The organism is Kitasatospora sp. NBC_01539, from assembly GCF_045040525.1.
Lineage (GTDB): Bacteria > Actinomycetota > Actinomycetes > Streptomycetales > Streptomycetaceae > Kitasatospora.
The window spans coordinates 5,489,125-5,514,385 of sequence record NZ_CP109390.1 but is presented as its reverse complement, the minus strand read 5'-3'; the positions used below and the strand labels follow the sequence as shown (position 1 = coordinate 5,514,385).

The window sequence follows — 25,261 nt, the reverse complement described above, 5'->3', positions numbered from 1 at the left end:
GGCTGTCACCGTGTCACCGTCTCGTTCCGATGGGGTCCGGGGATGGACAAGGCCCCACCGCGCGACTCCACCGGCCGCTAGCGTCTCCGGTCACCGGGTCCAGCAGCCCGCGCCCCACCACAACCCTGGAGACACCGTGCCGAGCACCGGATCCCGCACCGCCCGCGCCCTCCTCGCCGCCGGCGCCCTCGCCGCCGCCCTCACCCTGACCGCGTGCGACCCGGACGGCGAGCCCGACGCGCTCCCGCCCGCCGGTTCCGGCACCCCGGCGGCAGCCTCGGCGCCCGCAGCCTCCGCGCCCGCCGCCCCGACCACCGCCGCCGCGAGCAGACCTGCCACGCCCAAGGCGAGCCCGACGGCCAAGGCGGGCGGCAAGCACACCGTCGTCTCCGCGAAGACCGCCGGCGGGCTGACCCTGGCGACCGGCGACGGCGCGATCACCGACGTGCCCGTCGACCCGGGCGAGATGCGCGACGGCATGAACCTCGTCGTCGAGAACTACCAGCGGGCGGGCCAGACCGGCGGCCGCCGCATCCTCTTCGTCGGCGTCGACAACGTGCCCGAGGACACCAGCAAGCGACGCGAGCACCTGTGGCGCGGCCTCATCGAGTACGCCGAGGGCAACGGCTCCACCGGTCAGCCCACCACCGCGAACCCGTACGCCGCGGGGGCCCTGGGCGGCAGCCTGGAGTGCCTCTCCCTGGGGGCGGACGCGATCTGCGGCTGGGCCGACTCCTCGACCGCGGGCGTCGCGCTCGTCCCGGCCGCCACCCCGGCGGTGGCCGCGAAGCTCTTCGCCGCCATGCGGGCCGACCTGGAGCAGTGAGCCGCCGCGGGGCGGGTCACCCCGCACACGGCAGCGGTGGCGGCCGACCCCCCGACCGGGTCGACCGCCACCGCCGTCCGTCACCTCAGGTCAGTCAGCACGGACCGAGGTCGTTCCAGACACCCCACTGACCGGTGGTCGAGGGGTCCTCGCCCTGGGTCCACCACTTGTTGCTGTATTTGCGGCCCTTCCACGAGACCGTGGTGGTCGTGGCGTAGACCGTCGCCGCGTTCCAGCTCGGCGGCGTGCAGGTGCCGCCGGTCGGGCTCGCCGAGGTGCTCGGGGAGGCACTGGCCGAGGCGCTCGGCGACGCGGACGCGCTGGCGCTGGCCGAGGCGCTCGCGCTCGGCGAGGCCGACTGCGAGGCGGAGGCCGAGGCACTCGGCGAGGCCGTGGAGCCGGTCGCACCGCGGGTGAAGTCGCCCGCCAGGCCGTACAGCGTGCCGCTGACGCTGACCGTCCAGTTCGCCGGGGTCGAGACCGGCAGGTAGTAGACGAAGTCCATGTCGACCGACGCACCCGGCGCCAGCGACTGCCAGCTCGGCAGCTTCACCGAGACGCGGTTGTACACGCCCTTCAGGCCGCCCACGTTGTTCGCCGCGGTGTGGTCCTGCCGGATCACGCTCAGGCCGAAGCCCGACTGGTCCTTGGCGTTGCCCGGGGCCGAGTTCGCGTAGTCGAACTGGAACTCCGTGCCGCCCGGCAGGGTCAGCGTCGAGTTGTTGACGATGTGGATCTTCGGGTTGATCGGGTAGTTCGAGTCGCCCAGCGCGAAGTTGGTGAACGACACGTCGATCGGCAGGGTCTGCTGCGGCAGCGCGATCGTCGACCGGGTCGCACCGTACGCCGACGCCGCCTTGAACTTGTCGTACATCAGCGAGGTCAGGGTCGAGCCCTGCACGTACTCGCCCTTGCCGCCGTTCGCGGTGGCGTCCCACCTGTAGTCGCCCGCGAGCTCCCAGATCATCGTGCCGCCGGCACCCTGGTCGACCACGTAGTCGGCCTTCGCGGCCACCGACTGCTCGTCCTCGGTGGAGAGGAACACCTTCTTGGCGTCGTTCCACAGCCACGGCGCCACCAGCGAGGAGCTGTAGTTGCGGGTGTAGGTGCCCTGCAGCGCGGTGTCGGTCAGGCCGTACCTGGAGAGGTAGTCCGGGACGACGCCCTTCTCCAGGTTCTTGGCGTGCCACATCGGGTTGGAGCCCGCCGGGGCCTCCTTGCCGTTGTCGTCCAGGTCGTGCCACAGGTTGTCGATGCCGACCGCGCCGTCACCGCAGGACGTCAGCCCCGCGCCCGCCGGGCAGGTGCTCGTCGACGCCGTGCCCCACAGGCCGTTGGTGCCGCCCGTGACGTTCTTGAACCCGCGCGTGTAGTAGGGCAGGCCGATGTTGACCCGGCCGGCCGTCATCGCACCGCGGAAGTAGTGGTACGCCCAGTCGGTGTTCAGGTAGCCGATGCCGCCGTACTGCGAGGTGCCGTACACGTTGGCTGCGGCGAGCTCGCCGTCCTTGCCGTCGTCGTACAGCGCGGCGTTCGGGCCCACGTACTTGTTCCAGGCGCCGTGCAGGTCGTACGACATGATGTTGACGTAGTCCAGGTACTGCGCCACCTGGAACGTCTCCATGCCGCGCAGCAGGTAGCCGGAGGACGGCGCCGCGACCGACAGCATGTAGTACTTGCTGTCCGTCGCGCCCGCGCGGTCCAGCTTCTCGCGCAGCGTCTTCATCAGCGCCGCGTAGCCCTTGACCAGCGAACCGCGCTTGGCGTTGGAGATCGTGGCGTCGAGCGGGTTGCCCGCGTCCTTCATCGACGTCGGGTACTCGTAGTCGATGTCGACGCCGTTGAAGCCGTACTTCTTGACGAAGTCGACCGCGGAGTCCGCGAAGGTGTCGATGCCGGCCTGGTTGACCGAGCCGTCCGCGTTGACCGTCATCGAGTAGAAGCCGCCGGAGCCGACGCGCTTGCCGTCGTCGCCGAAGTAGCCGCCGGTCTCCGCCCAGCCGCCGACCGAGACGAGGGTCTTGACGTTCGGGTACTGCTTCTTGAACTTCGTCAGCAGGTTGAAGTGGCCCTTGTACGGGAGGCTCGGGTCCATCTCGGCACCGGCCACGCCGGGGAAGGTCATCCCGGTCGCCGCGTTGGTCGCGGAGTCCGTGCCGACCGACACCTTGTTGTCGCTGCCGACGTGCGCGAACGCGTAGTTGAGGTGGGTCACCTTGTCCCACGGGATGTTGTTCACCAGGTAGGCCGGCGTGCCGTCCTGCCCGGTGCGCCAACCGGTGAAGTAGCCGATGATGCGGCGCTGGTGGTCCGCGCCCATCTTCTCGCGGCCCGCGGTGTCGTAGACGTCGCAGTAGGGGACGTTCACGCCGGGCGTGCTGTACATGCCGTCGGGACGACACGACTGGTTGTCGACGGCCGCCTGCGAGGGCGACGCACCGAGCGTCGCCACGAGCAGACCCGCGAGGCCGGCCACGGCCGAGGCGACGAACGCCGTCCGGCGGCCGGAGCCCTCGCGACGGCCTGCTGCGGTGGGACGCTGCACCGTCAGGTTTCGGTTCAACACTCGGTCCTCCAGGAGAGAGTGTCGGCACGTCCGGTTGGGGCGCGGACGTGCAAGTGGGGGAGGGTAGGACGCACCGCGGCCGACGCCCCGTCAACCGCCCGGCCGTCGTACCGCAGATTGGGCCCGAAGGTATGTGGTCTGAACCACTTCGGTCAATAGGTCTGTACCAATAACCTGCCACCGCCCCCGTGACCCCCCACCCGCACACTCGTTCTCCCCACAGGGGGACGGGCACTGCCCACAGGGACCCACAGGGGGAAGCACATGCAGGTCAGATACACCCGCGAACTCCTCGCCGAGACGGCGGCCGGGAGTTCGTCGCTCGACGAGATGCTGCGCACGTTCGGGAAGGAGCCGGAGCAGTACAACCGCAAGTACCTCAGGCGCAGGATCAAGGAACTCGCGATCGACATCTCGCACTTCCGCACTCGGGGCACGATCTACACGCGCGAGGTACTGGAAGAGGCCGTGGCCGCCTGCGACACCGTGGCCGGGGTCGTCCGCTACCTCGAACAGCGTCCGGCCGGTGGCACCCAGGCTCACATCGGGCGGCGCATCAAGGCTTTCGGGATCGACACCTCCCACTTCGTGGGACAGGCTCACAACCGCGGAAAGCGGAGCATCCGACGACTGACTCCCGGCCAGGTGCTCACCCGTCGACCGGCCGACGCCAAGCGACTGCCAGGCCAGAGGATCCGCCAGGCGCTGCTGGAACTCGGCCACCCGGACGAGTGCGCCGACTGCGGCACCGGCCCGGTCTGGCAGGGCCGGCCCCTGGCGCTGGAGGTCGACCACGTCAACGGCGACTGGTCGGACAACCGGCCCGGCAACGTCCGCCTGCTCTGCCCCAACTGCCACGCGGTCACGGACACCTACTGCGGGCGGAACAAGAACAGGGTCCCGCGCCGGACGGACTGAGTGCCTCGGCGCCTCCCGGCACCGACACTGCCACCACCCGTGCGGGTACCCCTAGACTGTGGCCATGCGGCCGTGGCGTAACGGGCAGCCGCGCTGGTTTTAGGTGCCAGTGGAGGAAACTCCGTGAGGGTTCGAATCCCTTCGGCCGCACTAGCCTAAGAATCGAAGGCCCGCTGGCGAAGATCGCCGAGCGGGCCTTCGCTCGTCCTCAGCCCAGCAGCTCGCGGACCACCGGCGCCAGGGCGCGGAAGGCCTGCCCGCGGTGGCTGATGGCGTTCTTCTCCACCGGGGTCAGCTCCGCACACGTACGGCTCTCGCCCAGGGGCTGGAGGATCGGGTCGTAGCCGAAGCCGCCGTCGCCGGCCGGCGCGGTGCGCAGCGTGCCGAGGAGGCGGCCTTCGACGACGCGTTCGGTGCCGTCGGGGAGTGCGAAGGCGGCGGCGCAGGCGAAGTGGGCGCCGCGGTGGGGTTCGGCGATGTCGGAGAGCTGGGCGAGCAGGAGGTCGAGGTTGGCGCGGTCGTCGCCGTGCTTGCCGGACCAGCGGGCGGAGAGGATGCCGGGGGCGCCGCCGAGGACGTCGACGCAGAGGCCGGAGTCGTCGGCGACGGCGGGGTGGCCGGTGGCGCGGGCGAGAGCGTGCGCCTTGAGGAGGGCGTTCTCGGCGAAGGTGATGCCGGTTTCGGGGACGTCGGGGATCTCGGGGTAGGCGTCGGCTCCGACGAGTTCGACGTCGAGTCCGGCGTCGCCGAGGATGTCGCGGAGTTCGGCGACCTTGTGGCGGTTCCGGGTGGCGAGGACGAGGCGTCGTGTGGTCATGCGGCCCACCCTAGCGAGGTTCAGGCGCAGGCTTTGGTGAGGTTGCCGGCGGCGTCCGCGAGGGGCTTGAGGTCGGGGACCTGCTGGTTGTCGATGGCCTTCTGGGCGTTGTCGACCTGGGTCTGGAGGTCGGTGACGGCCTGGGAGACGTCGGTGTCGCTGGAGTTGCGGCCGAGCTGGTCGAGGTCGTTCTTGAGCTGCTGGAGGGCCTGTCCGGCGGCGGCGGGGTCGTTGGCGGCGTTGTTGAAGGCGTCGCCCGCCTGGGTGATGTCGTTGGTGATGCGGATGGCGGTGTTGCCGCAGTCGACGGCGCGCTGGACGGCGGAGCAGCTGACGGCGCTGAGCGGGAGGACGAGGAGGAGGCCGGCCACGGCGAGGGTGGTGGAGCGGGTGAGGCGGTCCGGCATCGGGGTCCTCCGCTGGTGGGTGGGCGCTCGGTCGGTTCGGTGCTTCGGTGCTTCGGTGCTTCGGTGCTTCGGTGCTTCGGTGCTTCGGTGCTTCGGTGGTGAGGACGGCGGGTCGGACGTCCTCGGTTCCGAACGGTACGGGCTGCGGGCGCGCGGTGTACAGGATGCGCGCCCGCGGCCCGGCGGCGGGTCAGTTCTGGAGCTGTTCGAGGGTCTTGCGCTGGATCTCGTCGAGTTCGGCGCAGCCGAGGGTGCCGAGGTCGAGGAGCTGGTCGAGGAGGGCGCGGTCGAAGGGGGCGCCTTCGGCGGTGCCCTGGACCTCGACGAAGCGGCCGTCGCTGGTGCAGACGATGTTCATGTCGGTCCCGGCGCGGACGTCCTCCTCGTAGCGGAGGTCGAGCATGGGGGTGCCGTCGATGATGCCGACGCTGACGGCGCTGACGCCGCTGGTGAGGGGCTGGCCCTTGGCGCGGAGGATCTTCTTGTCGCGGGCCCAGGCGATGGCGTCGGCGAGGGCGACGTAGGCGCCGGTGATGGCGGCGGTGCGGGTTCCGCCGTCGGCCTGGAGGACGTCGCAGTCGAGGACGATGGTGTTCTCGGCGAGGGCGCGGTGGTCGATGACGGCGCGGAGGGAGCGGCCGATGAGACGGCTGATCTCGTGGGTGCGGCCGCCGATCTTGCCGCGGACGGCTTCGCGGTCGCCGCGGGTGTTGGTGGCGCGGGGGAGCATGGAGTACTCGGCGGTGACCCAGCCTTCGCCGGTGCCCTTGCGCCAGCGGGGAACGCCTTCGGTGACGCTGGCGGTGCAGAGGACTTTGGTGTCGCCGAAGGAGACGAGGACGGAGCCTTCGGCGTGCTTGCTCCAGCCTCGTTCGATGGTGACGGGGCGGAGCTGGTCGGGGGTGCGGCCGTCGATGCGTGACATAGGCACCGAGCGTAGCTGTTGGGGGGACGGCTGCGGCCCGCCGACCGGGTGGTCGGCGGGCCGCGGGGTGTGCGGGGCGGGTCAGTCCATCATGTCCTCGATCTCGCCGGCGATGGGGTCCGCGTCGGTGCCGATGACGACCTGGATGGCGGTGCCCATCTTGACGACGCCGTGGGCGCCGGCGGCCTTGAGGGCGGCCTCGTCGACGAGCTCGGGGTTGACGACCTCGGTGCGCAGGCGGGTGATGCAGCCTTCGACCTCTTCGATGTTGTCGATTCCGCCGAGGCCGGCGACGATCTTCTCTGCCTTGCTGGCCATGTGTGTCTCCCTGTGTGTCGGCGGTGCGGCGGTGGTGCCGCCGGGTGCCGTCCTGCGTTGGTGCGTGTGGTGCCGTGGTGGTGACGCGGGTTCACCGTGTCACCGTGGCGCGACCAGCATTTCCCGTTTCGGGGTGATTTGCCACGTCAGTTCACTTTTGGCCCATTTCGGCGCGCACGGCCGCGCGCCGGGGCCGGAGGATGGCGATCATCGGGGCCGTGGGCCCGGTTCCCGCCTGCCTCCAAGTGGTCTACACCAATATTAGGTGCACAACGGACAACGCGGAACGGACCCCCGGTGTTCCTCGGCCCCGCCGCCCTGCACCGCCGCCGCGACCGTGCAGGGCGGCGGCGGTGCAGGGCGGCCTCGGCATCGGCGACGGCACTCGGAGGGTACGGATGAGCACAGCGGGCGCAGCGGTTCCACCCTCGCCGTGGTGGCAGACCTTCTACGGGGGCCTGCAGAAGATGGGGCGGAGCCTGCAGCTGCCGGTGGCGGTGCTGCCGGCGGCGGGCATCCTGAACCGGCTGGGCCAGGACGACGTGTTCGGCAAGGACGGTCTGGGCTGGGACAACGTGGCGAAGGTGTTCGCCGCGGCGGGCGGCGCGCTGCTGAACTCGAACCTGGGGCTGCCGCTGCTGTTCTGCATCGGCGTGGCGATCGGGATGGCGAAGAAGGCGGACGGTTCGACCGCACTGGCGGCGGTGGTGGGCTACCTCGTCTACTTCAACGTGCTGCGGGCGTTCCCGGACAGGGACCAGTGCGGGGGGACGCTGCAGGGTGACCAGTGCATCGACTTCTCGGCGGACACGTCGAGTGCGGCGGTGTTCCAGAATCCGGGGGTGCTGGGCGGGATCCTGATCGGTCTGATGTCGGCGTGGCTGTGGGTGCGGTTCCACCGGACGAAGCTGGTGGACTGGCTGGGCTTCTTCAACGGGCGCCGGCTGGTGCCGATGATCACGGCCGTGGCGGGTCTGGTGCTGGCGTGTCTGGCACTGTGGGTGTGGCCGCCGATCGGGTCGGCCATGACGGACTTCTCGCAGTGGCTGGCGGATCTGGGCTGGGGCGGGGCCGGTATCTTCGGTCTGGCGAACCGCCTGCTGCTGCTGATCGGCATGCACCAGTTGATCAACACGTTCGTGTGGTTCCAGTTCGGGGACTACACGAAGCCGGGGACGGACGAGGTGGTGCACGGTGACATCCCGCGCTTCCTGGCGGGGGACCCGACGGCGGGGCAGTTCACCTCGGGCTTCTTCCCGATCATGATGTTCGCGTTGCCGGCGGCCGCGCTGGCGATCGCGCACTGCGCGAAGCCGCACCGGCGCAAGGAGATCTACGGGCTGATGCTGTCGGTGGGTCTGACGAGCTTCGTGACGGGTGTGACGGAGCCCATCGAGTACTCGTTCGCGTACATCGCGCCGGCGCTGTTCGTGGTGCACGCCCTGCTCACGGGCGCGTCGATGGGGGTGACGTGGGCGCTGGGGGTGCACGACGGTTTCAGTTTCTCGGCGGGTCTGATCGACTACGTCATCAACTGGGGGCTGGCGACGAAACCGTGGCTGATCATCCCGATCGGGCTGGCGTTCGCGGCGGTGTACTACGCGGTGTTCCGGTTCGTGATCGTGAAATTCAATCTGAAGACGCCGGGCCGGGAGGACGAGGCGGACGAGGTGGATGTCACGAAGGCGTGAGGTTTTGTTGAGCCACTCGCCAAAGTCGCGGTGACCGCGGGTAATCAAGATCGTCGATCCGCAAGAAGGTTTCGATTTCATAGCGCTTCCGACCTGCGGCGCTTCCAAGGGTTCCCCCCTCCGTCGGGGGCGTGTTAGAAACTGGTCTACACCACTCGTGGTGTAGACCAGTTTGGCGTGTCGGCCCCGATGCACCCCTCCGGCCCGCCCTGTCGTTAGGAACCATCCCCATGAGTACGACTGCGCAGGCACCGGCGCCCGCCGCGGCACCCTCCCCGGCCAGGAAGATCGGCCAGAGCACCGTCCAGGGCCTGCAGAAGATCGGCCGCAGCCTCCAGCTGCCGATCGCCGTCCTGCCGGCCGCCGGCCTGCTCCTGCGCCTCGGCCAGGACGACGTCTTCGGCAAGGACGGCCTCGGCTGGGACAAGGTCGCCGCGGTGTTCAACACCGCCGGTGGCGCGGTGTTCGACAACCTTCCGCTGCTGTTCGCGGTGGGCATCGCCATCGGATTCGCCAAGAAGGCCGACGGCTCCACCGCCCTCGCCGCCCTGGTCGGCTACCTGGTGTACAAGAACGTGCTGACCGCGTTCCCGATCACCGAGTACAAGATCCTCCCCGGCAAGGACGAGGCCGCGACCTTCCAGAACCCCGGTGTGCTGGGCGGCATCGTGATCGGCCTGCTGAGCGCCGTGCTCTGGCAGAAGTTCCACCGCACCAAGCTGGTCGACTGGCTGGGCTTCTTCAACGGCCGCCGCCTCGTCCCGATCATGATGGCGTTCGTCGGCACCGCCGTCGGTGTGGTCTTCGCCCTCACCTGGGGCCCGATCGGCGACGCCATCAGCAGCCTGAACGACTCCCTCATCGGTGCCGGCGCGCTCGGCGCGGGTGCGTTCGGCCTGATCAACCGCGGCCTGCTGCCCGTCGGCATGCACCAGTTCGTGAACTCGTACGCGTGGTTCCAGACCGGTGACTTCACCAAGGCCGACGGCACCGTCGTGCACGGCGACCTGACCCGCTACTTCGCCGGCGACCCGAGCGCCGGACAGTTCATGTCGGGCTTCTTCCCGATCATGATGTTCGCGCTGCCCGCCGCGGCCCTGGCCATCGCCCACGCCGCCCGCCCCGAGCGCCGCAAGGCCGTCATGGGCATGATGATGTCGCTCGCGCTGACCTCCTTCGTCACCGGTGTCACCGAGCCGATCGAGTTCGCGTTCCTCTTCATCGCCCCCGTGCTCTTCGCCATCCACGCCGTGCTGACCGCCGTCTCGATGGCCGTCACCTGGGCGCTCGGCGTGCACGCCGGCTTCACCTTCTCCGCCGGCCTGATCGACTACGGCCTCGGATTCAGCAAGGCCACCCACCCGCTGCTGATCATCCCGATCGGCCTGGTCTTCGCGGCGCTGTACTACGTGCTGTTCCGCTTCGCGATCACCAAGTTCAACCTCAAGACCCCCGGCCGCGAGGACGACACCGAACTCGAGGACGTCACCAAGGCCTGACACTCCTCCCCCGCTCGCGCGGACCCCGCCCGGCTGCTCCGGGCGGGGTCCGTCGCGTTCACGCCGGACACCACCGCCGGCGGCCGCTCGCGAGCGGGCGGACTGGCCCGGACGGCACCGCCGCCTAGAGCCAGCCGAGCCGGGCGGCGTGCACGCCCGCCTGGAAGCGGCTCTGCGCACCGAGGTCGGTGGTGAGGTCCGAGACCAGCCGCCGCACCGTGCGCTCGGAGATCTCCAGCTTCCGGGCGATCGCCTGGTCGGTCAGCCCGGCCGACAGCAGGCGCAGCACCTCGCGGTGACGGTCGTCGGGCACGCCGCGGCCGAGCAGGTCGGACGGCACCCAGGCGGCCGTCCAGAAGTAGTCGAAGAGCTCGCGGACGACCGCGAGCACCGCGGTGTCGCGAACGACCAGGGCGGTGTCGGGTGCGCCGCCCGGCGCGGGCAGCACGGCCAGGGTGGTGTCGACCACGATCATCCACAGCGGCAGGCTGTGGGCGACCCGGATGCCCGCGCCGGCGGCGGTGAGCTGCTGGACGTGCGCCAGCACCGCGGGGTGGCGCAGGGCGGCGGCGGGGTAGACGGTGTGCAGCCGTACGCCGTGGCCGAGGGCGATGCGCTCGCGGGCGAGTTTGGCGTCGAGGGCGCCGGGGCTCTGGTCCTGGCCGGGCCGGAGCGAGAGGGCCTCGGTGCGGGCGCCGCGGGCCGCGTCCTCCAGGAGGGCGGCGATCCGGTCGGCGCCGTGGACGAGGTGGTGGCCGGGGCCGTCGCCGGGGCCGTCCGCCTGGAGGGGAAGGTAGCGGGCGTGGAGGTGCTCGACGGAGTCGCGGGTGTGCCGGACGGCGGCGAAGAGCTCCGCGAGGTGGTCGTCGGCGGTCCCCAGCAGGTGGCGGACGGCGGTGGTGACGGAGACGGCGGCGAGGCCGCTGCCGGTGGAGGCGGTGGGCTGGAGCAGGCCGAGGAGCCGGAGCTCGGCGACGGCGGTGTCGAACTCGTGCTGCGACCAGCCGAGTTCGTCGCGCAGGAGGGGAAGGGGGCGGCCCGGGTCGGCAAGCAGGCGGCGGTACAGGGCGGTGCTGTGCTCCACCCCGGGGACGATAGTCAGCGGCCCGCCGTCCGGACGGTGAATTCCAGCATGCGGGACCGGGGCGCCGGTCCCGGCCATGGCCGGTTCAGGGTGCCGCCGCGGCGGCACGGGGCGGCGCGGGCGGCACCAGGATGGCGGGCATGGTGATGACCGAGGCTTCGACGATCTGGTTCGACGGCGCGCTGGTGCCGTGGCAGCAGGCGCAGGTCCACGTGCTGACGCACGGGCTGCACTACGGCACCGGCGTGCTGGAGGGCACCCGGGTGCACGGGACGGCGGACGGGGCGGCGGTGTTCCGTCTGGACGACCACCTGCGCCGGCTGGTGCGGTCCGCGGGCATGCTGCGGCTGCCGCTGCCGTACGGGGTGGAGGAGTTGGCGGCGGGCACGCTGGACATGCTCCGCGCGAACGGGCAGCGGTCCTGCTACGTGCGGCACTTCGCGTTCCTCGGGTACGGCTCGATGGGACTCGACATGCGGGGCGTGCCCACCACGACGGTGATCGCGTCGTGGGACTGGCCCGAGGCCGTGGAGGCGCGGCCGCTGCGGCTGAAGACCAGCAGTTGGCGGCGGAACGACCCGAACTCCGTTCCCCCCGCGGCGAAGGCGACCGGCCCGTACCTCAACTCGGTGCTGGCACGACGGGAGGCGACGGATGCCGGCTACGACGAGGCGCTGCTGCTGGCAGCCGACGGCTCGGTGAGCGAGTGCAGTGCGGAGAACGTCTTCACGGTGCGCGACGGGGTGCTGCGCACGCCCCCGGCGGCGTCGGGCGCGCTGGAGGGCCTCACCCAGGACACCGTGCTGACGCTGGCCCGGGATCTGGGGGTGGAGGTGCGGGTGGAGCGGCTGCTGCGGTCGGACCTGTACGCGGCGGACGAGGTGTTCGTGTGCGGCACCGCGGCCGGGATCGCCCCGGTCGGCTCGCTGGACGACCGCGAACTCCCCACCGCGCCGGGCACATTGACCGAGCGGCTGGCGGACGCGTACCGGGCGGCGGTGACCGGGGAGAACCCTCGGTACGCCCACTGGCTGACGCGGCTGTGAGACACCCCGGGCCCGGCCGGAGCCGGGTCGGGCACGGCTCCGGTCAGAGCTCGTAGACGGCGCCGGGGCGGGCGAGGTCGACGGGCCCCGTGAACGCCGCGGCGGCGTCGCGGCGGTTGTTCTCGGCGTCCGTCCACGGCGGGATGTGGGTGAGGACCAGGCGGCCGACCCCGGCGGCCGCGGCGTGCTCGCCGGCCTCGCGGCCGTTGAGGTGGATCGCCCGGAAGCTCTCCTTGCCGTCGGTGTACGCGGCCTCGCAGAGGAAGAGGTCGGCGCCGCGGGCGAGGTCGACGAGGTCGGCGCACTCGCCGGTGTCGCCGGAGTAGACGAGCGCCGTGCCGCCGTGCTCGACCCGGAAGCCGTACGCCTCGGTGTCCAGGTGGTTGACCAGGACGCTGGTGACGCGGAACGGCCCCAGGTCGAAGGTGCGGTTGCCGAGCGGGCGGAAGTCGAAGACCTCCTTCATGCCGGGCTCCTCCGGCATGTCGTACGCGCGGGCGAGGCGGTCGGCGGTGCCGTGCGGCCCGTACACGGGCACCGGGTCGGGGCAGCCCTCGACGCGGTAGTTGCGGGCGACCCAGTAGGCGCACAGGTCGACGCAGTGGTCGGCGTGCAGGTGGCTGAGCATCACGGCGTCGACGTCGTAGAGGCCGGTGTACTTCTGCAGCGCGCCGAGCGCGCCGTTGCCGAGGTCGAGCACCAGGCGGTAGCCGTCGGCCTCGACCAGGTAGCTGGAGCAGGGGGAGTCGGCCGACGGGAAGCTTCCCGAGCACCCCACCACGGTCAGTTTCATGCCGAGCCCCTCCGCCCCGCTGGGTCATGGTCCGCCGACAGGGCCCTACCTGTCGGTAGTGGATGCCTTCGCGTTGTCGAGAGTAAGGGGCGGGCGGCACTTTGCCCCCGTCTCCGTGCCGCGCTGTGGCTGGAATCACCAGAACGGGCCGGGAGGGTTGCGGGGAGTGGCGGCGGGCGCCGGTCAGCGGTGGCCGGGGCGGTTGCGGGCCCAGCTGCGGATCCGGTCGGGATGCCAGCGGGGGCGCCCGGCGGCGTCGACGGTGTCGGGGTCGGGCAGGAGGCCGTGGCGGCGGTAGCTGCGGACGGTGTCGGGCCGGACGCCGATGTGCCGGGCGATCTCCGGGTAGGACCACAGGTCCTCGGGGTGCGTCACAGGCTTCGCCCTTCGCGCTGGGTGCGGTGCGCGATCAGCTTCGCGGCCGGGCCGGGGGCGGCCGGGCGGCGGCCGGGCGCCGTCGCCGTTCCGTGACGGGCCGGCAGCACGGAACGGACAAATCCCCGATTGTCACAGCACGACGGGCGGGCGCCGGCGGCGGCGTGCGGAAGGCGTGGCACCCGTCCGGATGCCACGCCTCGGCGGTACTCCCCCGGGCGTCAGGCCCAGAGCTGCCCCTGGAGCGCCTCGACGGCGGCCTCGGTGGACTCGGCCGTGTAGATGCCGGTCGACAGGTACTTCCAGCCGCCGTCCGCGACGACGAAGACCACGTCGGCGCGTTCGCCGGCCTGCACGGCCTTCCGGCCGACGCCGATCGCGGCGTGGAGGACGGCGCCGGTGGAGACGCCCGCGAAGATGCCCTCCTGCTGGAGGAGGTCACGGGTGCGGCGGACGGCGTCGGCGGAGCCCACGCTGAAGCGCGTGGTGAGCACCTCGGCGTCGTACAGCTCGGGGACGAAGCCCTCGTCGAGGTTGCGCAGGCCGTAGACGAGGTCGTCGTAGCGGGGCTCGGCGGCGACGATCTTCACGCCGGGCACCTTCTCCCGCAGGTACCGGCCGACGCCCATGAGGGTGCCGGTGGTGCCGAGGCCCGCGACGAAGTGGGTGACCGTGGGCAGGTCGGCGAGGATCTCCGGGCCGGTGCCGGCGTAGTGCGCAGCGGCGTTCCCGGGGTTGCCGTACTGGTAGAGCATGACCCAGTCCGGGTGCTCGGCGGCGATCTCCTTGGCGATCCGCACGGCCGTGTTGGAGCCGCCGGCGACGGGCGACGAGATGATCTCGGCACCCCACATGCGGAGCAGCTCGCGCCGTTCCTCGCTGGTGTTCTCCGGCATGACGCACACCATGCGGTAGCCCTTGAGCTTGGCGGCCATGGCCAGCGAGATGCCGGTGTTGCCGCTGGTGGGCTCCAGGATGGTGCAGCCCGGGGTGAGCCGCCCCTCGGCCTCGGCGGTCTCGATCATGTGCAGGGCCGGGCGGTCCTTGATCGAGCCGGTGGGGTTGCGGTCCTCCAGCTTCGCCCACAGGCTCACGCGCCCGTCGTCGTTGCCGGGGAGGTCGGCCGAGAGCCTCGGCAGCCGGACGAGCGGGGTGTTGCCGACGGCCTCCAGGGGGCTGTCGTAGCGCATGGTGCCTCCGGCGTTCGGGGGGCGGATGAGGGGGCGGAGCGGGAGCCTGCGCGGGCGTCCCCGTGGCGGTCGCGCGCCCCCGGCCGGAGGGCCGGGGGCGGGGCGCTGCGGGCCGCGCCGACCGTTACTTCGAGCCGCCGGCCACGGCCGGGAGGATGGTGACGCTGTCGCCGTCGGCGACGGTGGTGCCGATGCCCTCCAGGAAGCGCACGTCCTCGTCGTTCAGGTACACGTTGACGAAGCGGCGCAGCTCGCCGTTCTGGAGCAGGCGGTCGGCGATGCCGGGGTGGCGGCTGTCCAGGTCGTGGAAGAGCTCCCCGACGTTGGCGCCGGCGCCCTCGACGGCCTTGGCGCCGTCGGTGTACGTGCGGAGGATGGTCGGGATGCGGACCTCGATGGCCATGGCTGCGCTCCTGTGGAGGTGGGTCGGGTGGGCCGCCGCACGCGGCGCGGCAGGGGTGGAGGGCCCCGGGGTGCCGGGGCGGGCGGTGCCGAAGTCAGTGGGCGTCGGCGGTACCGGGACAGATCGCACTGGCGAGCCGGCACAGGTCGACGTGCAGGCGCGCCACGAGGCGGATGCCTGGGGCCTGGTTGCTCACATCGACGGAACGCATGCACTCATCGTATAGATTCCCGCCCCCGCAACGGCATCCACGTCTCGCGATGCGGGACATTCCGTTTCCCCTGGCGAGACAAGGGCCCGGGGCGGCCGTTTCGGGCCGTCCTCCGGGCCCCGCACCGGACCCCGGGTCAGGCGGGGTACACCTCGACGACCTCGACGTCTTCCTCGGTGATCACGCCGTCCACGATGCGGAACGAGCGGAATTCGTAGGGATCGTCCGCACCGGTGCCCTCGGCGGTGGACACCAGGACGTAGTGCGCCTCCGGCTCGGAGGCGTAGCTGACGTCGGTGCGGGACGGGTACGCCTCGGTCGCGGTGTGCGAGTGGTAGACGACGACCGGCACCTCGTCGCGGTCGTCCATCTCGCGGTACAGCTTCAGCAGGTCGCCGGAGTCGAACTCGTAGAAGGTGGGTGAGCGGGCCGCGTTGAGCATCGGGATGAACCGCTCCGGGCGTCCGCTGCCCTCGGGGCCGGCGACCACACCGCAGGCCTCGTCCGGGTGGTCGGCACGGGCGTGGGCCACGATGCGGTCGCGCAGTTCTCGGGTGATGGTCAGCATGCGGCCAGGATAGCCAGCGGGGGCGGGCGTTCCGGCGCCCGGACCGGCCCCCGGACGGGCTGCCGGACAGGCCACCGTCCCCGCCTGCCGGACGGCGGGCGCGGGGGCGGGGCGGTCGGCGACGGGGCGGGACGGCCGGCGACGGGGCGGCGGTCAGAGGTGGCCGTCCTCCGCGCGCAGGGGGTCGCGGTCGGGGCCGCGCAGGGCCTCGGGGCGGCGGCGGGCGAGCAGCGCGTAGCCGAGGGCGAGCAGGGCGGCCCAGACGGGCAGCACGTACAGCGAGATGCGGGTGTCGTCGTCGATGCCGATCAGCACGACGACGAGGAACAGGAAGGCCAGGGCGGCACCGCTCGGCCAGAGCCCGCCGGGCGCCCTGAAGGTCGGCGGCGGCAGGCGGGTGCCGCGCCAGGCCCGCCGGTAGCGGATCTGGCAGACGAGGATCACCGCCCACGTCCACAGGCCGCAGACGGTGGCCACGGAGGTGATGTACTCGAACGCCTTGGCCGGGGCGAGGTAGTTGAGCAGCACGCCGACGCCCATGAGCAGGCAGGACGCGGTGATGGCGACGGCGGGGGTGCGGCGGCCGTTGAGCGCGGCCATCCGGCCGGGGGCCTGACCGCACAGCGCGAGGTCGCGGAGCATGCGGCCGGTGGAGTACATGCCGGAGTTGCAGGAGGACAGGGCGGCGGTGAGCACCACGCCGTTGATGATCGAAGCGCCGGCGGGGATGCCCATCTTCTCGAAGGCCGCGACGAACGGGCTGACGCCGGGCGCGAACTCCTGCCACGGCACCAGGGAGAGGATGATCACCAGCGCCCCGACGTAGAAGAGCGCGATCCGCCAGGGCAGCGTGTTGACGGCCCGCGGCAGGGTGCGGGCGGGGTCGCGGCTCTCCCCGGCCGTGACGCCGACGAGTTCCACGCCGAGGTAGGCGAACATGACGATCTGAAGGGTCATCACCGTCGCGCCGACGCCTGCGGGGAAGAAGCCGCCGTTGTTCCAGAGGTGGCCGACCGAGGCGGTGTCGCCGGCGTCGGTGAAGCCGAAGAGGAGCACGCCGAGGCCGAGCAGGATCATGCCGACGATGGCGGTGACCTTGACCATGGAGAACCAGAACTCGATCTCGCCGAAGAGCTTCACAGAGATCAGGTTGGCCGCGTAGAGGAGCACCAGGAAGGCCAGGGCGCTCGCCCACTGCGGGATGCCCGGCTGCCAGAACCTGACGTACACGGCCGCCGCCGTGGTCTCGGCCATGCCCGTGACCACCCAGAACAGCCAGTACGTCCAGCCGGTGACGAAGCCCGCGAACGGGCCGAGGAACTCCCTGGCGTACTCGGCGAAGCTGCCGGACACCGCCCGGTAGGTGAGGAGCTCGCCGAGCGCCCGCATGATGACGAAGATCACCACGCCGGCCACGGCGTAGCCGAGGATCAGACTGGGGCCCGCCTTGGAGACGGCGGTGCCGGCGCCGAGGAAGAGCCCGGTGCCGATCGCCCCGCCGATGGCGATCATCTGGATCTGGCGGCTGCCGAGGCCTCGGACGTAGCCCTCCTCGTCCGGAACGGCGTCGATCACCTCGTCGTAGCGCTGACCGGCCATGGGGCGGACCGTCCTTGGGTCGCGGGAGGGCGGCGGGCACGCCGGGCCCCGTCCGGACACCGGTGCCGATCCGGCCGTCAGGCCGAGCATGGCACGCCCGCCTTGGGACGGTACGCCCGAAATGCCGCACTCCCCTCGGCCGTCATCCGGACGAGGGCCGGGGCGGTCGGCAGGCACCCGACGCATCCGCATCCCGCCGGGCACGGTCGGCCGGCTCGGCGGGAGCGGGATGCGGGATGCGGACAGGCGGGGCGGCGGGAGCGGGATGAGGACAGGCGGGGCGGGACCGGGCGGCCGGGGCGGCGGCGCTCCCTCCCGGCGGTCAGCCGGTCATCGCCTCCAGCAGCGACTCCTGCATGCCGCCGAGCCAGAGGTAGGCCATCACCAGCGGCTTGCGCGGGTCGGCGTCGGGCAGGCCGTGGAGCTGCTGCTCGTCCTCCTCGGAGACCTCCAGCCGGGAGCCGAGCGTGAGGCGCAGGTCGTTGAGGGCGCCGAGCCAGCGCGGGCAGTCGTCGGCGGGCACCGTGACGACGCCGCCCTTGCCGCCCAGGCCGTCGAGCGCCTTGACCACGCCCAGCGCGTCCTCCCGCTTGCGGGCCCGCAGGTCGAGCTCGGTGTACCGCCGGAACTCGCCCGCCATGGCGCGGGTCTGCGGGTCGTCGGGCTCGCCCGGCTCCCCGTACGCGTCGGGGAAGAGCCGCGCCAGCGCCGGGTCGGCGGGCGCCTCGGTGGGCCCTTCGGCGAAGAGCGCGGCAAGCGGGTCGTCGGCGAGGCCCGCCGGGCCGGGGCCGATGAGTTCCAGCATCTGCACCTCCAGCGATCGGAGGATGGACGCCTCCACCTCGTCGAGGGCGATCGCTGCGGCGCCCTCACCGGCGCTCTCGAAGAAGCCAGCCATGAGTTCGGATTCAGCCCGTCTGCGTCGTTGTCGTCTGTCTGTCTGTCCGTGGGTCCCGGGTGCGGCCCGGGTGGGCGGTGGCGCCCGAGGGCGGCTCCGGCCGGGGCGGGCGGCGACGGCGGGTCGCCCCGCGTGTCCGCCGCCCTCGCGTCAGTCGTGCTGCAGGGTGGCCCAGAGGCCGTAGCCGTGCATCGCCTGGACGTCGCGCTCCATCTCCTCGCGCGTGCCGCTGGAGACCACCGCGCGGCCCTTGGTGTGCACTTCCATCATGAGTTCGCGGGCCTTGTCCTTCGGGTAACCGAAGTAGGCCTGGAACACGTACTGGACGTAGCTCATCAGGTTCACCGGGTCGTTGTGGACGATGGTGACCCACGGCGTGTCCGGCTGCACCGACGGCAGGCCCTCGATCTCCGGGCGCTCGATCTCGACCGGCGCGACACTCACGACTGGCTCTCTCCTCTGCGGCTCACCGGGGTGAGGGCGCGTCCGCCCCTTCCTCATGCTTCCATCCGGGGGACGTCCGGGCGAATCCGGGTCGACGTGTCGCGCGAGAAATCGTCACTTTGACGCTAAGTGGTAGTAGCATCATCACCATGGACGCCATCACCGCGCACCGTTCCACGGCGCTGCTCACCGACCGCTACGAGCTCACCATGCTCCAGGCCGCCCTGCGCAGCGGTGCCGCACACCGCCGCTCGGTCTTCGAGGTCTTCACCCGTCGTCTGCCGAACGGCCGCCGCTACGGCGTCGTCGCCGGCACCGGCCGCGTGCTCGACGCGGTGGAGAACTTCCGCTTCACCGGCCCCCAGCTCGACTGGCTGGCCGACCAGCGGGTCGTCGACGAGGACACCCTGCGCTTCCTGGCCGACTACCGCTTCCAGGGCGACATCCACGGCTACGCCGAGGGCGACGTCTACTTTCCCGGCTCGCCGCTGCTGACGGTCGAGGGGAGCTTCGCCGAGGCGGTGATCCTGGAGACGGTGATCCTCTCGATCCTCAACCACGACTCGGCGATCGCCGCCGCCGCCTCCCGCATGACCGCCGCCGCCGGCAGCCGGCCCGTCATCGAGATGGGCGCCCGCCGGGCCCACGAGGGCGCCGCCGTCGCGGCGGCCCGCGCCGCGTACGTCGCAGGCTTCTCCGCCACCTCCGACCTGGAGGCCGGCTTCACCCACGGCATCCCCACGACCGGCACCGCCGCGCACGCGTTCACCCTGCTCCACGACAGCGAGCTCGACGCCTTCACCGCCCAGATCGACTCGATGGGCCGCGGCACGACGCTGCTGGTCGACACCTACGACCTGGCGGAGGCCGTCCGCACCGCCGTCGAGGTCGCGGGGCCCGAGCTCGGCGCCGTCCGCATCGACTCCGGCGACCTCACCCTGCTCGCGCACCGGGTCCGCCGCCAGCTCGACGACCTCGGGGCCCACCGGACCCGGATCATCGTCACCTCCGACCTCGACGAGTACGCCATCGCGGCACTCGCCGCCGCCCCGGTCGACGGCTACGGCGTCGGCACCAGCCTCGTCACCGGCAGCGGCCACCCGACCTGCGCCATGGTCTACAAACTGGTCGCCCGCGAGAGCGTGCCCGGCGGACCGCTCGTCCCCGTGGCCAAGCGCTCCGCCGGAGGCAAGACCAGCACCGGCGGCCGCAAGTGGGCCGCCCGCAGGCCCGACGCCGACGGCACCGCCGAGGCCGAGGTCGTCGGCACCGGGCCCGTGCCCGCCGAACTGGAGCCGCACCTGCTGCACGTGCCGCTGGTGCGCGCCGGCAAGGTGGTGGGGCGCGAACCGCTCGAAGCAGCGCGCGACCGGCACCTTCGCGCCCTGGCCGGGCTGCCGCTGTCCGCGACCCAGCTGTCGAAGGGCGAGCCCGTGATCGTGACCGAGCTGCTGAGCGGCGCGACCACCGCGGGGTGACGACCGGCGGGCCTTCCGCCTCCGCGCGTCACTCCCTACAGTCTTCTCGACAGCACTCGCAGTCGCCCCCACGCTCCAGCACCCCGCACCGGGGCCACCACCGCACCGCACGGCACCGCAGGACACGGCGGCGCAGCACACCCGCCGTCCACCGGCGGCGCGGAGGGGCACCGGAGCGATCGCCACACCGCGCGAACCGGCGCACCGCACAGCCCCCCGGACCCCTCGATCCGCGCGCGGATCACCCACAGCGAGAGAAGCGAGCCATGCACCGGGCCCTGATCGTCGTCGACGTGCAGAACGACTTCTGCGAGGGCGGCAGCCTGGCCGTCGCCGGAGGTTCCGAGGTGGCGGCCGCCATCACCGACCTGATCGCCGACGCCTCCCCCGGCTACACCCACATCGTCGCCACCCGCGACCACCACATCGACCCCGGCGCGCACTTCGCCGCCGAACCCGACTACGTGTCGTCGTGGCCGGCGCACTGCGTGGCCGGCACGGAAGGCGTCGGGTTCCACCCCAACTTCGCCCCGTCCGTGACCTCCGGCGCGATCGAGGCGGTCTTCGACAAGGGCGCCCACTCCGCCGCGTACAGCGGCTTCGAAGGCGTCGACGAGAACGGCGAGACACTCGCCGGCTGGCTCCGCGACCGGGACGTCACCGAGGTCGACGTGGTCGGCATCGCCACCGACCACTGCATCCGGGCCACCGCTCTGGACGCCGCCCGCGAGGGCTTCTCGACCCGGGTGCTGCTCGACCTCACCGCCGGGGTCGCCGCAGCCACCACCGACGCCGCCCTGGTCGAACTCGCCGCCGCCGGAGTCGAGCTCTCCGGCACGCCGGTGGTCCGCTGACCGGACGGGCACCGCACCCCGGACGGGAACGGACAGGCGTCGCACCCCGGCCGGCACGGACGGACAGCGTTCCCTGGACGGGAACGGGTGGGAACGGGGACCGGTGGGAACGGGAGCCGGAGCGGCCGGGAGGCGGCTACCGGTCCGTGACCAGGAGCTCGACGACGTCCTCCCCGCCCGCCCGGAACGCCTCGCGCAGTTCGCTGCCGACCGCGTCCGGCTCGGCGGCGACCCGCGCACCGGAGACGTAGACCACCCGCACCCCCAGGAACTCCATCCGGTGCTGCTCGGCGCGCACCCACGACTCCTCGCCCTCGCTCACGCAGCGCAGGTCGGAGTCGACGGCCACGGCGACGGCCGCGCCCGGCCAGTACAGGTCCGGGACGGCGACGTAGGTGCCGCCGGGCATCCGCAGCTCCGGGCCGGCCAGCGGGACCGGGAGCAGCCACTCGTCGACCAGGTCGCCGATCCGGGCGAGCACCGACTCCCTCTCGGCGGCGAGGAGTTCGTCCACCGCCGCGCGTACCCGCGGCTCGCCCAGCAGTCCGGCCTCGCCGAGCTCGCCGACGAGCTCCCGCAGGCCGCAGCCGCCGTCGGTACGCGACACCGCCTCACGCAGCATCGCCCGCAGCAGGGCCGGCCGCACCGCGCCGCTCTCGAACGCGCCGGCGTCCGTCCACTCACGGACCGCGTCGGCGACGGCGCGCGCCACCGGCGCACACGCGAGGCCGTGCACCGAGCGGGCCTCCAGCTCGCGTCCGGTGCGGCGGATCCGCACGGCACCCGCGTCCTTCAGCCGCCGCTGGCGCGGCACCAGCACGTCCACGCCGGTCACGGCGGGAAGGCGGGGCACCGAGGCGAAGCCGTACAGGGCGAGGGCGGCGGCACCCGTGATCACCGCGCCCTCACGGCCGCCTTCCTCACGGCCGTTCTGGGCGGCGTAGAGGAGGGCGGCCCACATGCGCTGCTCGGGCGTGGGGTCCCCGCCCTGCAGGAGATAGACCCGCGGCAGCATCCGCTGCCAGGGCCCGCCGCGCCGGCAGTGCTCGGTGACGACGCGGGACGGTACGCCGCGGGCACGCAGTTGGCCCGCGGTGACGACGTTCTGCTGACGCCGCGCCAGCTCTTCGAGGGAGAGCGGCTGGGAGGGAATCCGGTAGCTCATGCCGACACCCTCCCCAACGCCGACCGGGCCGCACGCACGACCTGACGACCTGTTACCCAACCGTCGTCAAACCGGGACGGGTCTGCACTAAAGTCCCCATACCCTCACCCGTTCGACGTATCGGACGTTCACTCCAATGCCGGAATAGATCGGACTTAGGGCATGACGATCCGTTTTTCATCGAATCGGCACATCACCGCCACGAGGCCGGGAGAACCGTCACGATCAGCGCGATCTGACCCAGAGTGATCGACAGCACACGGTGAAGCACCACCCCCGCGCCACCGCAACTCCTCCGATTGCCTAACATCGGCTCATGCCCCGTGACGAGATCCCCGGTCTGCGCGCCGCCCAACTGCGCCTCGGCCGTCTACCCGGCTATGTCCGCCGTCCCGACCTCTCGCGCCGCAAGAGCGAGGACGGCCACACCTACAAGAAAGGCTGGGAGGTCCGCTTCACGGCCCGGACGGAAGCCGAGATAGCCGAGATCCGCGACCTGGTCGTGGCCGCCGGCTTCGCCCCGGCCCGGCCCTTCTTCAAAGGACACCAGCTGATCCAGCCGGTCTACGGCATCGCCGCGGTCCAGGCCTACCTGGCCGCCCGGGAGGCCATGGAGGAACTCGCCCGGACCCGCGACGGCGACACCTTCACCGGCGATTCCGAGGCCGACACCGCTGCCGTGGCCGCGGCCGGTACGGCGGCCGCCGGCGCCGTCGCCTTCCCCGGGCAGACACGCCGCGAGGCCGCCGCACCCCTGGCCGCCGCCGCGGCCGCCGCCGCCGCGGTGGCTGCGGCCACTGCCGCTGCCGCCTCCACGGACAGGGGCACGGGGGCGGATACGGGTACGGGTACGCCGTCGACGGCTGTCGACCCGGCCCCCGCCGCAGTCACCGGCGCCCACGGCCGAAGAGCCGCCGACCGCGGGATCAGTTCAGCCGGTCGTACATCCTGAACGTGTAACTCGCTTCGTACGAGATGACGTTGCCGCTCGTCGCCGGAAGGCCGAGCCGACGGGCCAGCAGCCCCGACAGCGGACCGCAGCCCTCCGGCGCGGAAGCGGTGAACGCGTCGTCGTACGCCGAGAAGTGCACCAACGGCGGATTCCGGGAGACCCACACCGAGGGTGCCGGCCGCTTCAGGTGCACCTCCACCGGCACACTCGCTCCGACCGCACACCCCCGCGGGAGCACCGGGCCGGCCAGCGCGAACCGCAGGCTCAGCACGCCGGTGTAGAAGTCCGCCCGGCCCCCGTACACCGGCTCCAGCGTCAGCCCGAGCAGGCGACTGCGGCCACCCGCCGCGGTGCCGGTCAGACCGCCCGGCACCGCTGTCGGACCGCCGCTGCGCCACGCCCCCCACGCCTGGCCGGGCGTGCCGTCCGCCATCGGCCCCTCCGCGTGCACCATCATGATCGGCCGCACCGCGGGCAGGTCGACCGCGCCGATCCGCAGCCGCGGCGAGGCGAGGTGCACCTCGCACCGCCAGCGGGCCGGGTCGACGCCGACCGGGAGCGCCGGGCAGTCCGCGTAGCCGGGTTCCAGGGCGGCGAGCTCGGCCTCGGGCGTCACGGCCGCACCAGCGGCGGGGACACCCGCGGCCACGGACCCGGACGGCACCGCGGGAACGGCCGGCGCGGCCGACAGGGTGAGGGCTGGAGCCGAGGGACCGGGCTTCGAGGGGCCGGGCGTCGAGGGGCCGGGGCCTGCCGCAAGCGCTTCGGCGGGACAGGCGACCGCCAGAACGCCCGCCGCGGCAACGGCGACGAGCGGGAGGCGGAACGTCCGGCGGCCGGAACCACGACGGGGACGGCGGCCGGGGCGGGGCGAGGTCTCGGTTTCCATGACGGCAAGCCTCCCGGGGGCACCGGCGCCCCCGACATCGGTGAGAGCCCTGACCGCACCCCCACACGCCCCCGGTGCGACCCCCGAGACCGACCCTGACGGACTGTCACGCCGAGGCCTCGGCGGCGGCCTCCGGGATGTCGGCGGCGTCGAACCGATCCGGCGGCCCGTGGCGATACGAAACCGCGCCACCCACTCGTTGCCCGCACATCCGACCAGGGGGGCACCCGCGACCGCCCAGAGATGCCCACCAGCTGCGGATGGAGCAGGCGGTCGACGGCGGTCACACCGGTCGGCACCACCGACACCGCGACCGCGCCCACCACCGCCACCCCGGCCAGGTCCTCGGCCCGCCCGAACCCGTAGGTGCAACTGCGGCTCGCAGCGCGACGCCCGAGCAGGAACGCCAGGCCGAGCGGCACGGCGGTCGGCGCGTCGGTCGGCGCGCCGGTCAGGAGCGCCGCCGTGAGAGTGGCCCCCGTGCCCGCAGGAGTGGTCGCCGGGATGCGGGTGCGGGTGTGCGGATGGGTGCGCCAGGTCCGGCGTGCGCCCCACGGTGGCACATCAGCACCGCTGCGGCCACCGCCGTTCCACCCTCTGTGACCAGGTGCGATACCCTCGCACCTGCACCCGGCTCCGGACCTGACTGACTGTTCGTCACATTGCGTACCAATCAGGCCCGTTCCGCGCATCTCAGAAGACTTGTCACCCAAAGCAGCCGCGCGAGGGCCTAGAGTGAGCGCAGCGCAGGGCGCCCCTTCCGACGCAACCAGATCGAGAGGCTGATGTGACTGATCGTCATGTCCCCGCCACGGCATCGATCCTCCCCGTTGCGGACGACGAGCCCAGAGCAGCCATGCCGCTCGAGTTCACCGCCTTCTGCGAACTGCACCGCCCCCGCTACCTCAGCTACGCGCGGGTCTGGTTCCACGACCCGACCCGTGCCGGGCGCGTGGTCGACCAGGCGTTCCGCAAGCTGGCCGACGTGTGGCCGGAGGTTCTCGGCAGCCCCAACCCGGCCGCCATCGCCTGGCAGATCCTGCGGAGCACGGTGGCCGAGTGCGACCGCCCCCGGCCCGAACCGATCGTCGAGCACCGCCCTTCCCCCGCCGACGAAGACCTCGCGATCCTGCACTACGTGGTCGGGCTGGCCGCCCCCGAGATCGCCGACGTGGTCGGTGCGGAGGCCGCGAGCGTGGCCGGCCAGCTCCGGCACGCGCTCCGCGGCATGCCCCAGGAGTGGTGACCCGCCGGTAAGTACCGGCCGCGTGCCGGCCACCTTCGGTCACCGTCACGTAGCCGCCACCGTCACCTGGCAGCCGCCGTCGATCAGCGGCCGGCCCGC

Annotated in this window: 26 protein-coding genes, 1 tRNA gene and 1 pseudogene; 10 read left to right on the top strand and 18 right to left on the bottom strand. The window is 72.3% G+C overall.

Translation table 11 applies throughout. The features are described 5' to 3' along the window. The first annotated feature begins 136 nt into the window (after positions 1-136). Positions 137-826, top strand: a complete 690-nt coding sequence (locus OG335_RS23940) for a hypothetical protein (protein ID WP_405013171.1) — start codon at positions 137-139, stop codon at positions 824-826. 94 nt (positions 827-920) lie between these two features. On the opposite strand, the gene OG335_RS23935 is transcribed toward OG335_RS23940, so the two are convergent. Continuing rightward, complete coding sequence (locus OG335_RS23935; protein ID WP_405015502.1) at positions 921-3,302, bottom strand: chitinase C-terminal domain-containing protein; 2,382 nt, start codon at positions 3,300-3,302, stop codon at positions 921-923. A 354-nt stretch (positions 3,303-3,656) separates the two neighbouring features. Here OG335_RS23935 and OG335_RS23930 point away from each other — a divergent pair, with 354 nt between their 5' ends. Then, a complete protein-coding gene (locus OG335_RS23930; RefSeq protein ID WP_405013170.1) occupies positions 3,657-4,310 on the top strand; it encodes an HNH endonuclease signature motif containing protein in 654 nt (217 codons plus the stop codon). A 66-nt stretch (positions 4,311-4,376) separates the two neighbouring features. After that, a tRNA-Leu gene (locus OG335_RS23925) sits at positions 4,377-4,460 on the top strand. Positions 4,461-4,518: 58 nt separating this feature from the next. Here OG335_RS23925 and rdgB read toward each other — a convergent pair. The 4 genes from rdgB to OG335_RS23905 form a co-directional block, all read right to left on the bottom strand. Continuing rightward, positions 4,519-5,127, bottom strand: coding sequence for an RdgB/HAM1 family non-canonical purine NTP pyrophosphatase (rdgB, locus tag OG335_RS23920; protein ID WP_405013169.1), 609 nt, complete (start codon positions 5,125-5,127; stop codon positions 4,519-4,521). Positions 5,128-5,147: 20 nt separating this feature from the next. Continuing rightward, positions 5,148-5,534, bottom strand: a complete 387-nt coding sequence (locus OG335_RS23915) for a hypothetical protein (protein WP_405013168.1) — start codon at positions 5,532-5,534, stop codon at positions 5,148-5,150. Between the two features lie 190 nt (positions 5,535-5,724). After that, a complete protein-coding gene (gene rph / locus OG335_RS23910) occupies positions 5,725-6,459 on the bottom strand; it encodes a ribonuclease PH (protein WP_405013167.1) in 735 nt (244 codons plus the stop codon). A gap of 81 nt (positions 6,460-6,540) precedes the next feature. Then, positions 6,541-6,777 (bottom strand): glucose PTS transporter subunit EIIB, encoded by a 237-nt coding sequence (locus tag OG335_RS23905; RefSeq protein ID WP_045306667.1) that lies wholly within the window; start codon positions 6,775-6,777, stop codon positions 6,541-6,543. A gap of 398 nt (positions 6,778-7,175) precedes the next feature. Here OG335_RS23905 and OG335_RS23900 point away from each other — a divergent pair, with 398 nt between their 5' ends. After that, positions 7,176-8,468, top strand: coding sequence for a PTS transporter subunit EIIC (locus OG335_RS23900; protein WP_405013166.1), 1,293 nt, complete (start codon positions 7,176-7,178; stop codon positions 8,466-8,468). 230 nt (positions 8,469-8,698) lie between these two features. Beyond that, the gene (locus tag OG335_RS23895; RefSeq protein WP_405013165.1) at positions 8,699-9,967 is read left to right on the top strand and encodes a PTS transporter subunit EIIC; all 1,269 of its coding nucleotides are present in this window, start codon (positions 8,699-8,701) and stop codon (positions 9,965-9,967) included. 124 nt (positions 9,968-10,091) lie between these two features. Here OG335_RS23895 and OG335_RS23890 read toward each other — a convergent pair whose 3' ends face one another. Continuing rightward, on the bottom strand, positions 10,092-11,051 hold the full coding sequence (locus OG335_RS23890) for a LuxR C-terminal-related transcriptional regulator (RefSeq protein ID WP_405013164.1): 960 nt from the start codon (positions 11,049-11,051) through the stop codon (positions 10,092-10,094). 140 nt (positions 11,052-11,191) lie between these two features. Between OG335_RS23890 and OG335_RS23885 the strand changes: the two genes are divergently transcribed. Further along, positions 11,192-12,097, top strand: a complete 906-nt coding sequence (locus tag OG335_RS23885) for a branched-chain amino acid transaminase (RefSeq protein ID WP_405013163.1) — start codon at positions 11,192-11,194, stop codon at positions 12,095-12,097. Positions 12,098-12,140: 43 nt separating this feature from the next. Here the strand turns inward: OG335_RS23885 and OG335_RS23880 are convergent, their stop codons facing one another. The 9 genes from OG335_RS23880 to clpS form a co-directional block, all read right to left on the bottom strand. Then, positions 12,141-12,890, bottom strand: coding sequence for an MBL fold metallo-hydrolase (locus OG335_RS23880; RefSeq protein WP_405013162.1), 750 nt, complete (start codon positions 12,888-12,890; stop codon positions 12,141-12,143). Positions 12,891-13,073: 183 nt separating this feature from the next. After that, entirely contained in the window at positions 13,074-13,265 is a 192-nt protein-coding gene (locus tag OG335_RS23875) for a MerR family transcriptional regulator (RefSeq protein ID WP_405013161.1), read from the bottom strand. Positions 13,266-13,486: 221 nt separating this feature from the next. Further along, positions 13,487-14,455, bottom strand: coding sequence for a PLP-dependent cysteine synthase family protein (locus OG335_RS23870; protein ID WP_405013160.1), 969 nt, complete (start codon positions 14,453-14,455; stop codon positions 13,487-13,489). Between the two features lie 124 nt (positions 14,456-14,579). After that, positions 14,580-14,858 carry a MoaD/ThiS family protein gene (locus OG335_RS23865; RefSeq protein ID WP_405013159.1) on the bottom strand — a complete coding sequence of 93 codons (279 nt, stop codon included), beginning with the start codon at positions 14,856-14,858 and terminating at the stop codon, positions 14,580-14,582. Between the two features lie 94 nt (positions 14,859-14,952). After that, entirely contained in the window at positions 14,953-15,069 is a 117-nt protein-coding gene (locus OG335_RS23860) for a putative leader peptide (RefSeq protein ID WP_317634052.1), read from the bottom strand. Positions 15,070-15,205: 136 nt separating this feature from the next. Continuing rightward, positions 15,206-15,637: a Mov34/MPN/PAD-1 family protein gene (locus OG335_RS23855; RefSeq protein ID WP_405013158.1), complete on the bottom strand. Its 432-nt coding sequence runs from the start codon at positions 15,635-15,637 to the stop codon at positions 15,206-15,208. Positions 15,638-15,790: 153 nt separating this feature from the next. Continuing rightward, positions 15,791-17,236, bottom strand: a complete 1,446-nt coding sequence (locus OG335_RS23850) for an amino acid permease (protein ID WP_405013157.1) — start codon at positions 17,234-17,236, stop codon at positions 15,791-15,793. Positions 17,237-17,558: 322 nt separating this feature from the next. Beyond that, entirely contained in the window at positions 17,559-18,134 is a 576-nt protein-coding gene (locus tag OG335_RS23845) for a DUF2017 domain-containing protein (protein ID WP_405013156.1), read from the bottom strand. Positions 18,135-18,284: 150 nt separating this feature from the next. Then, complete coding sequence (clpS, locus tag OG335_RS23840; protein WP_405013155.1) at positions 18,285-18,578, bottom strand: ATP-dependent Clp protease adapter ClpS; 294 nt, start codon at positions 18,576-18,578, stop codon at positions 18,285-18,287. 149 nt (positions 18,579-18,727) lie between these two features. Between clpS and OG335_RS23835 the strand changes: the two genes are divergently transcribed. Further along, positions 18,728-20,056: a nicotinate phosphoribosyltransferase gene (locus OG335_RS23835; RefSeq protein WP_405013154.1), complete on the top strand. Its 1,329-nt coding sequence runs from the start codon at positions 18,728-18,730 to the stop codon at positions 20,054-20,056. A 266-nt stretch (positions 20,057-20,322) separates the two neighbouring features. After that, positions 20,323-20,910: an isochorismatase family protein gene (locus OG335_RS23830; protein WP_405013153.1), complete on the top strand. Its 588-nt coding sequence runs from the start codon at positions 20,323-20,325 to the stop codon at positions 20,908-20,910. A gap of 136 nt (positions 20,911-21,046) precedes the next feature. Here the strand turns inward: OG335_RS23830 and OG335_RS23825 are convergent, their stop codons facing one another. Beyond that, positions 21,047-22,075, bottom strand: coding sequence for a hypothetical protein (locus OG335_RS23825; RefSeq protein ID WP_405013152.1), 1,029 nt, complete (start codon positions 22,073-22,075; stop codon positions 21,047-21,049). Between the two features lie 316 nt (positions 22,076-22,391). On the opposite strand from OG335_RS23825, the gene OG335_RS23820 reads away from it, so the two are divergent. Beyond that, positions 22,392-23,027, top strand: a complete 636-nt coding sequence (locus tag OG335_RS23820; protein ID WP_405013151.1) for a hypothetical protein — start codon at positions 22,392-22,394, stop codon at positions 23,025-23,027. Here OG335_RS23820 and OG335_RS23815 read toward each other — a convergent pair. Both OG335_RS23815 and OG335_RS23810 read right to left on the bottom strand, forming a co-directional pair. Next, positions 23,002-23,643 carry a hypothetical protein gene (locus tag OG335_RS23815; protein WP_405015501.1) on the bottom strand — a complete coding sequence of 214 codons (642 nt, stop codon included), beginning with the start codon at positions 23,641-23,643 and terminating at the stop codon, positions 23,002-23,004. The genes OG335_RS23820 and OG335_RS23815 overlap by 26 nt on opposite strands. A gap of 423 nt (positions 23,644-24,066) precedes the next feature. Further along, a pseudogene (locus OG335_RS23810) lies at positions 24,067-24,353 on the bottom strand (cation transporter); the annotation flags it as partial. Between the two features lie 419 nt (positions 24,354-24,772). Here OG335_RS23810 and OG335_RS23805 point away from each other — a divergent pair. After that, positions 24,773-25,162 carry a hypothetical protein gene (locus OG335_RS23805; protein ID WP_405013150.1) on the top strand — a complete coding sequence of 130 codons (390 nt, stop codon included), beginning with the start codon at positions 24,773-24,775 and terminating at the stop codon, positions 25,160-25,162. Positions 25,163-25,261: the final 99 nt, after the last annotated feature.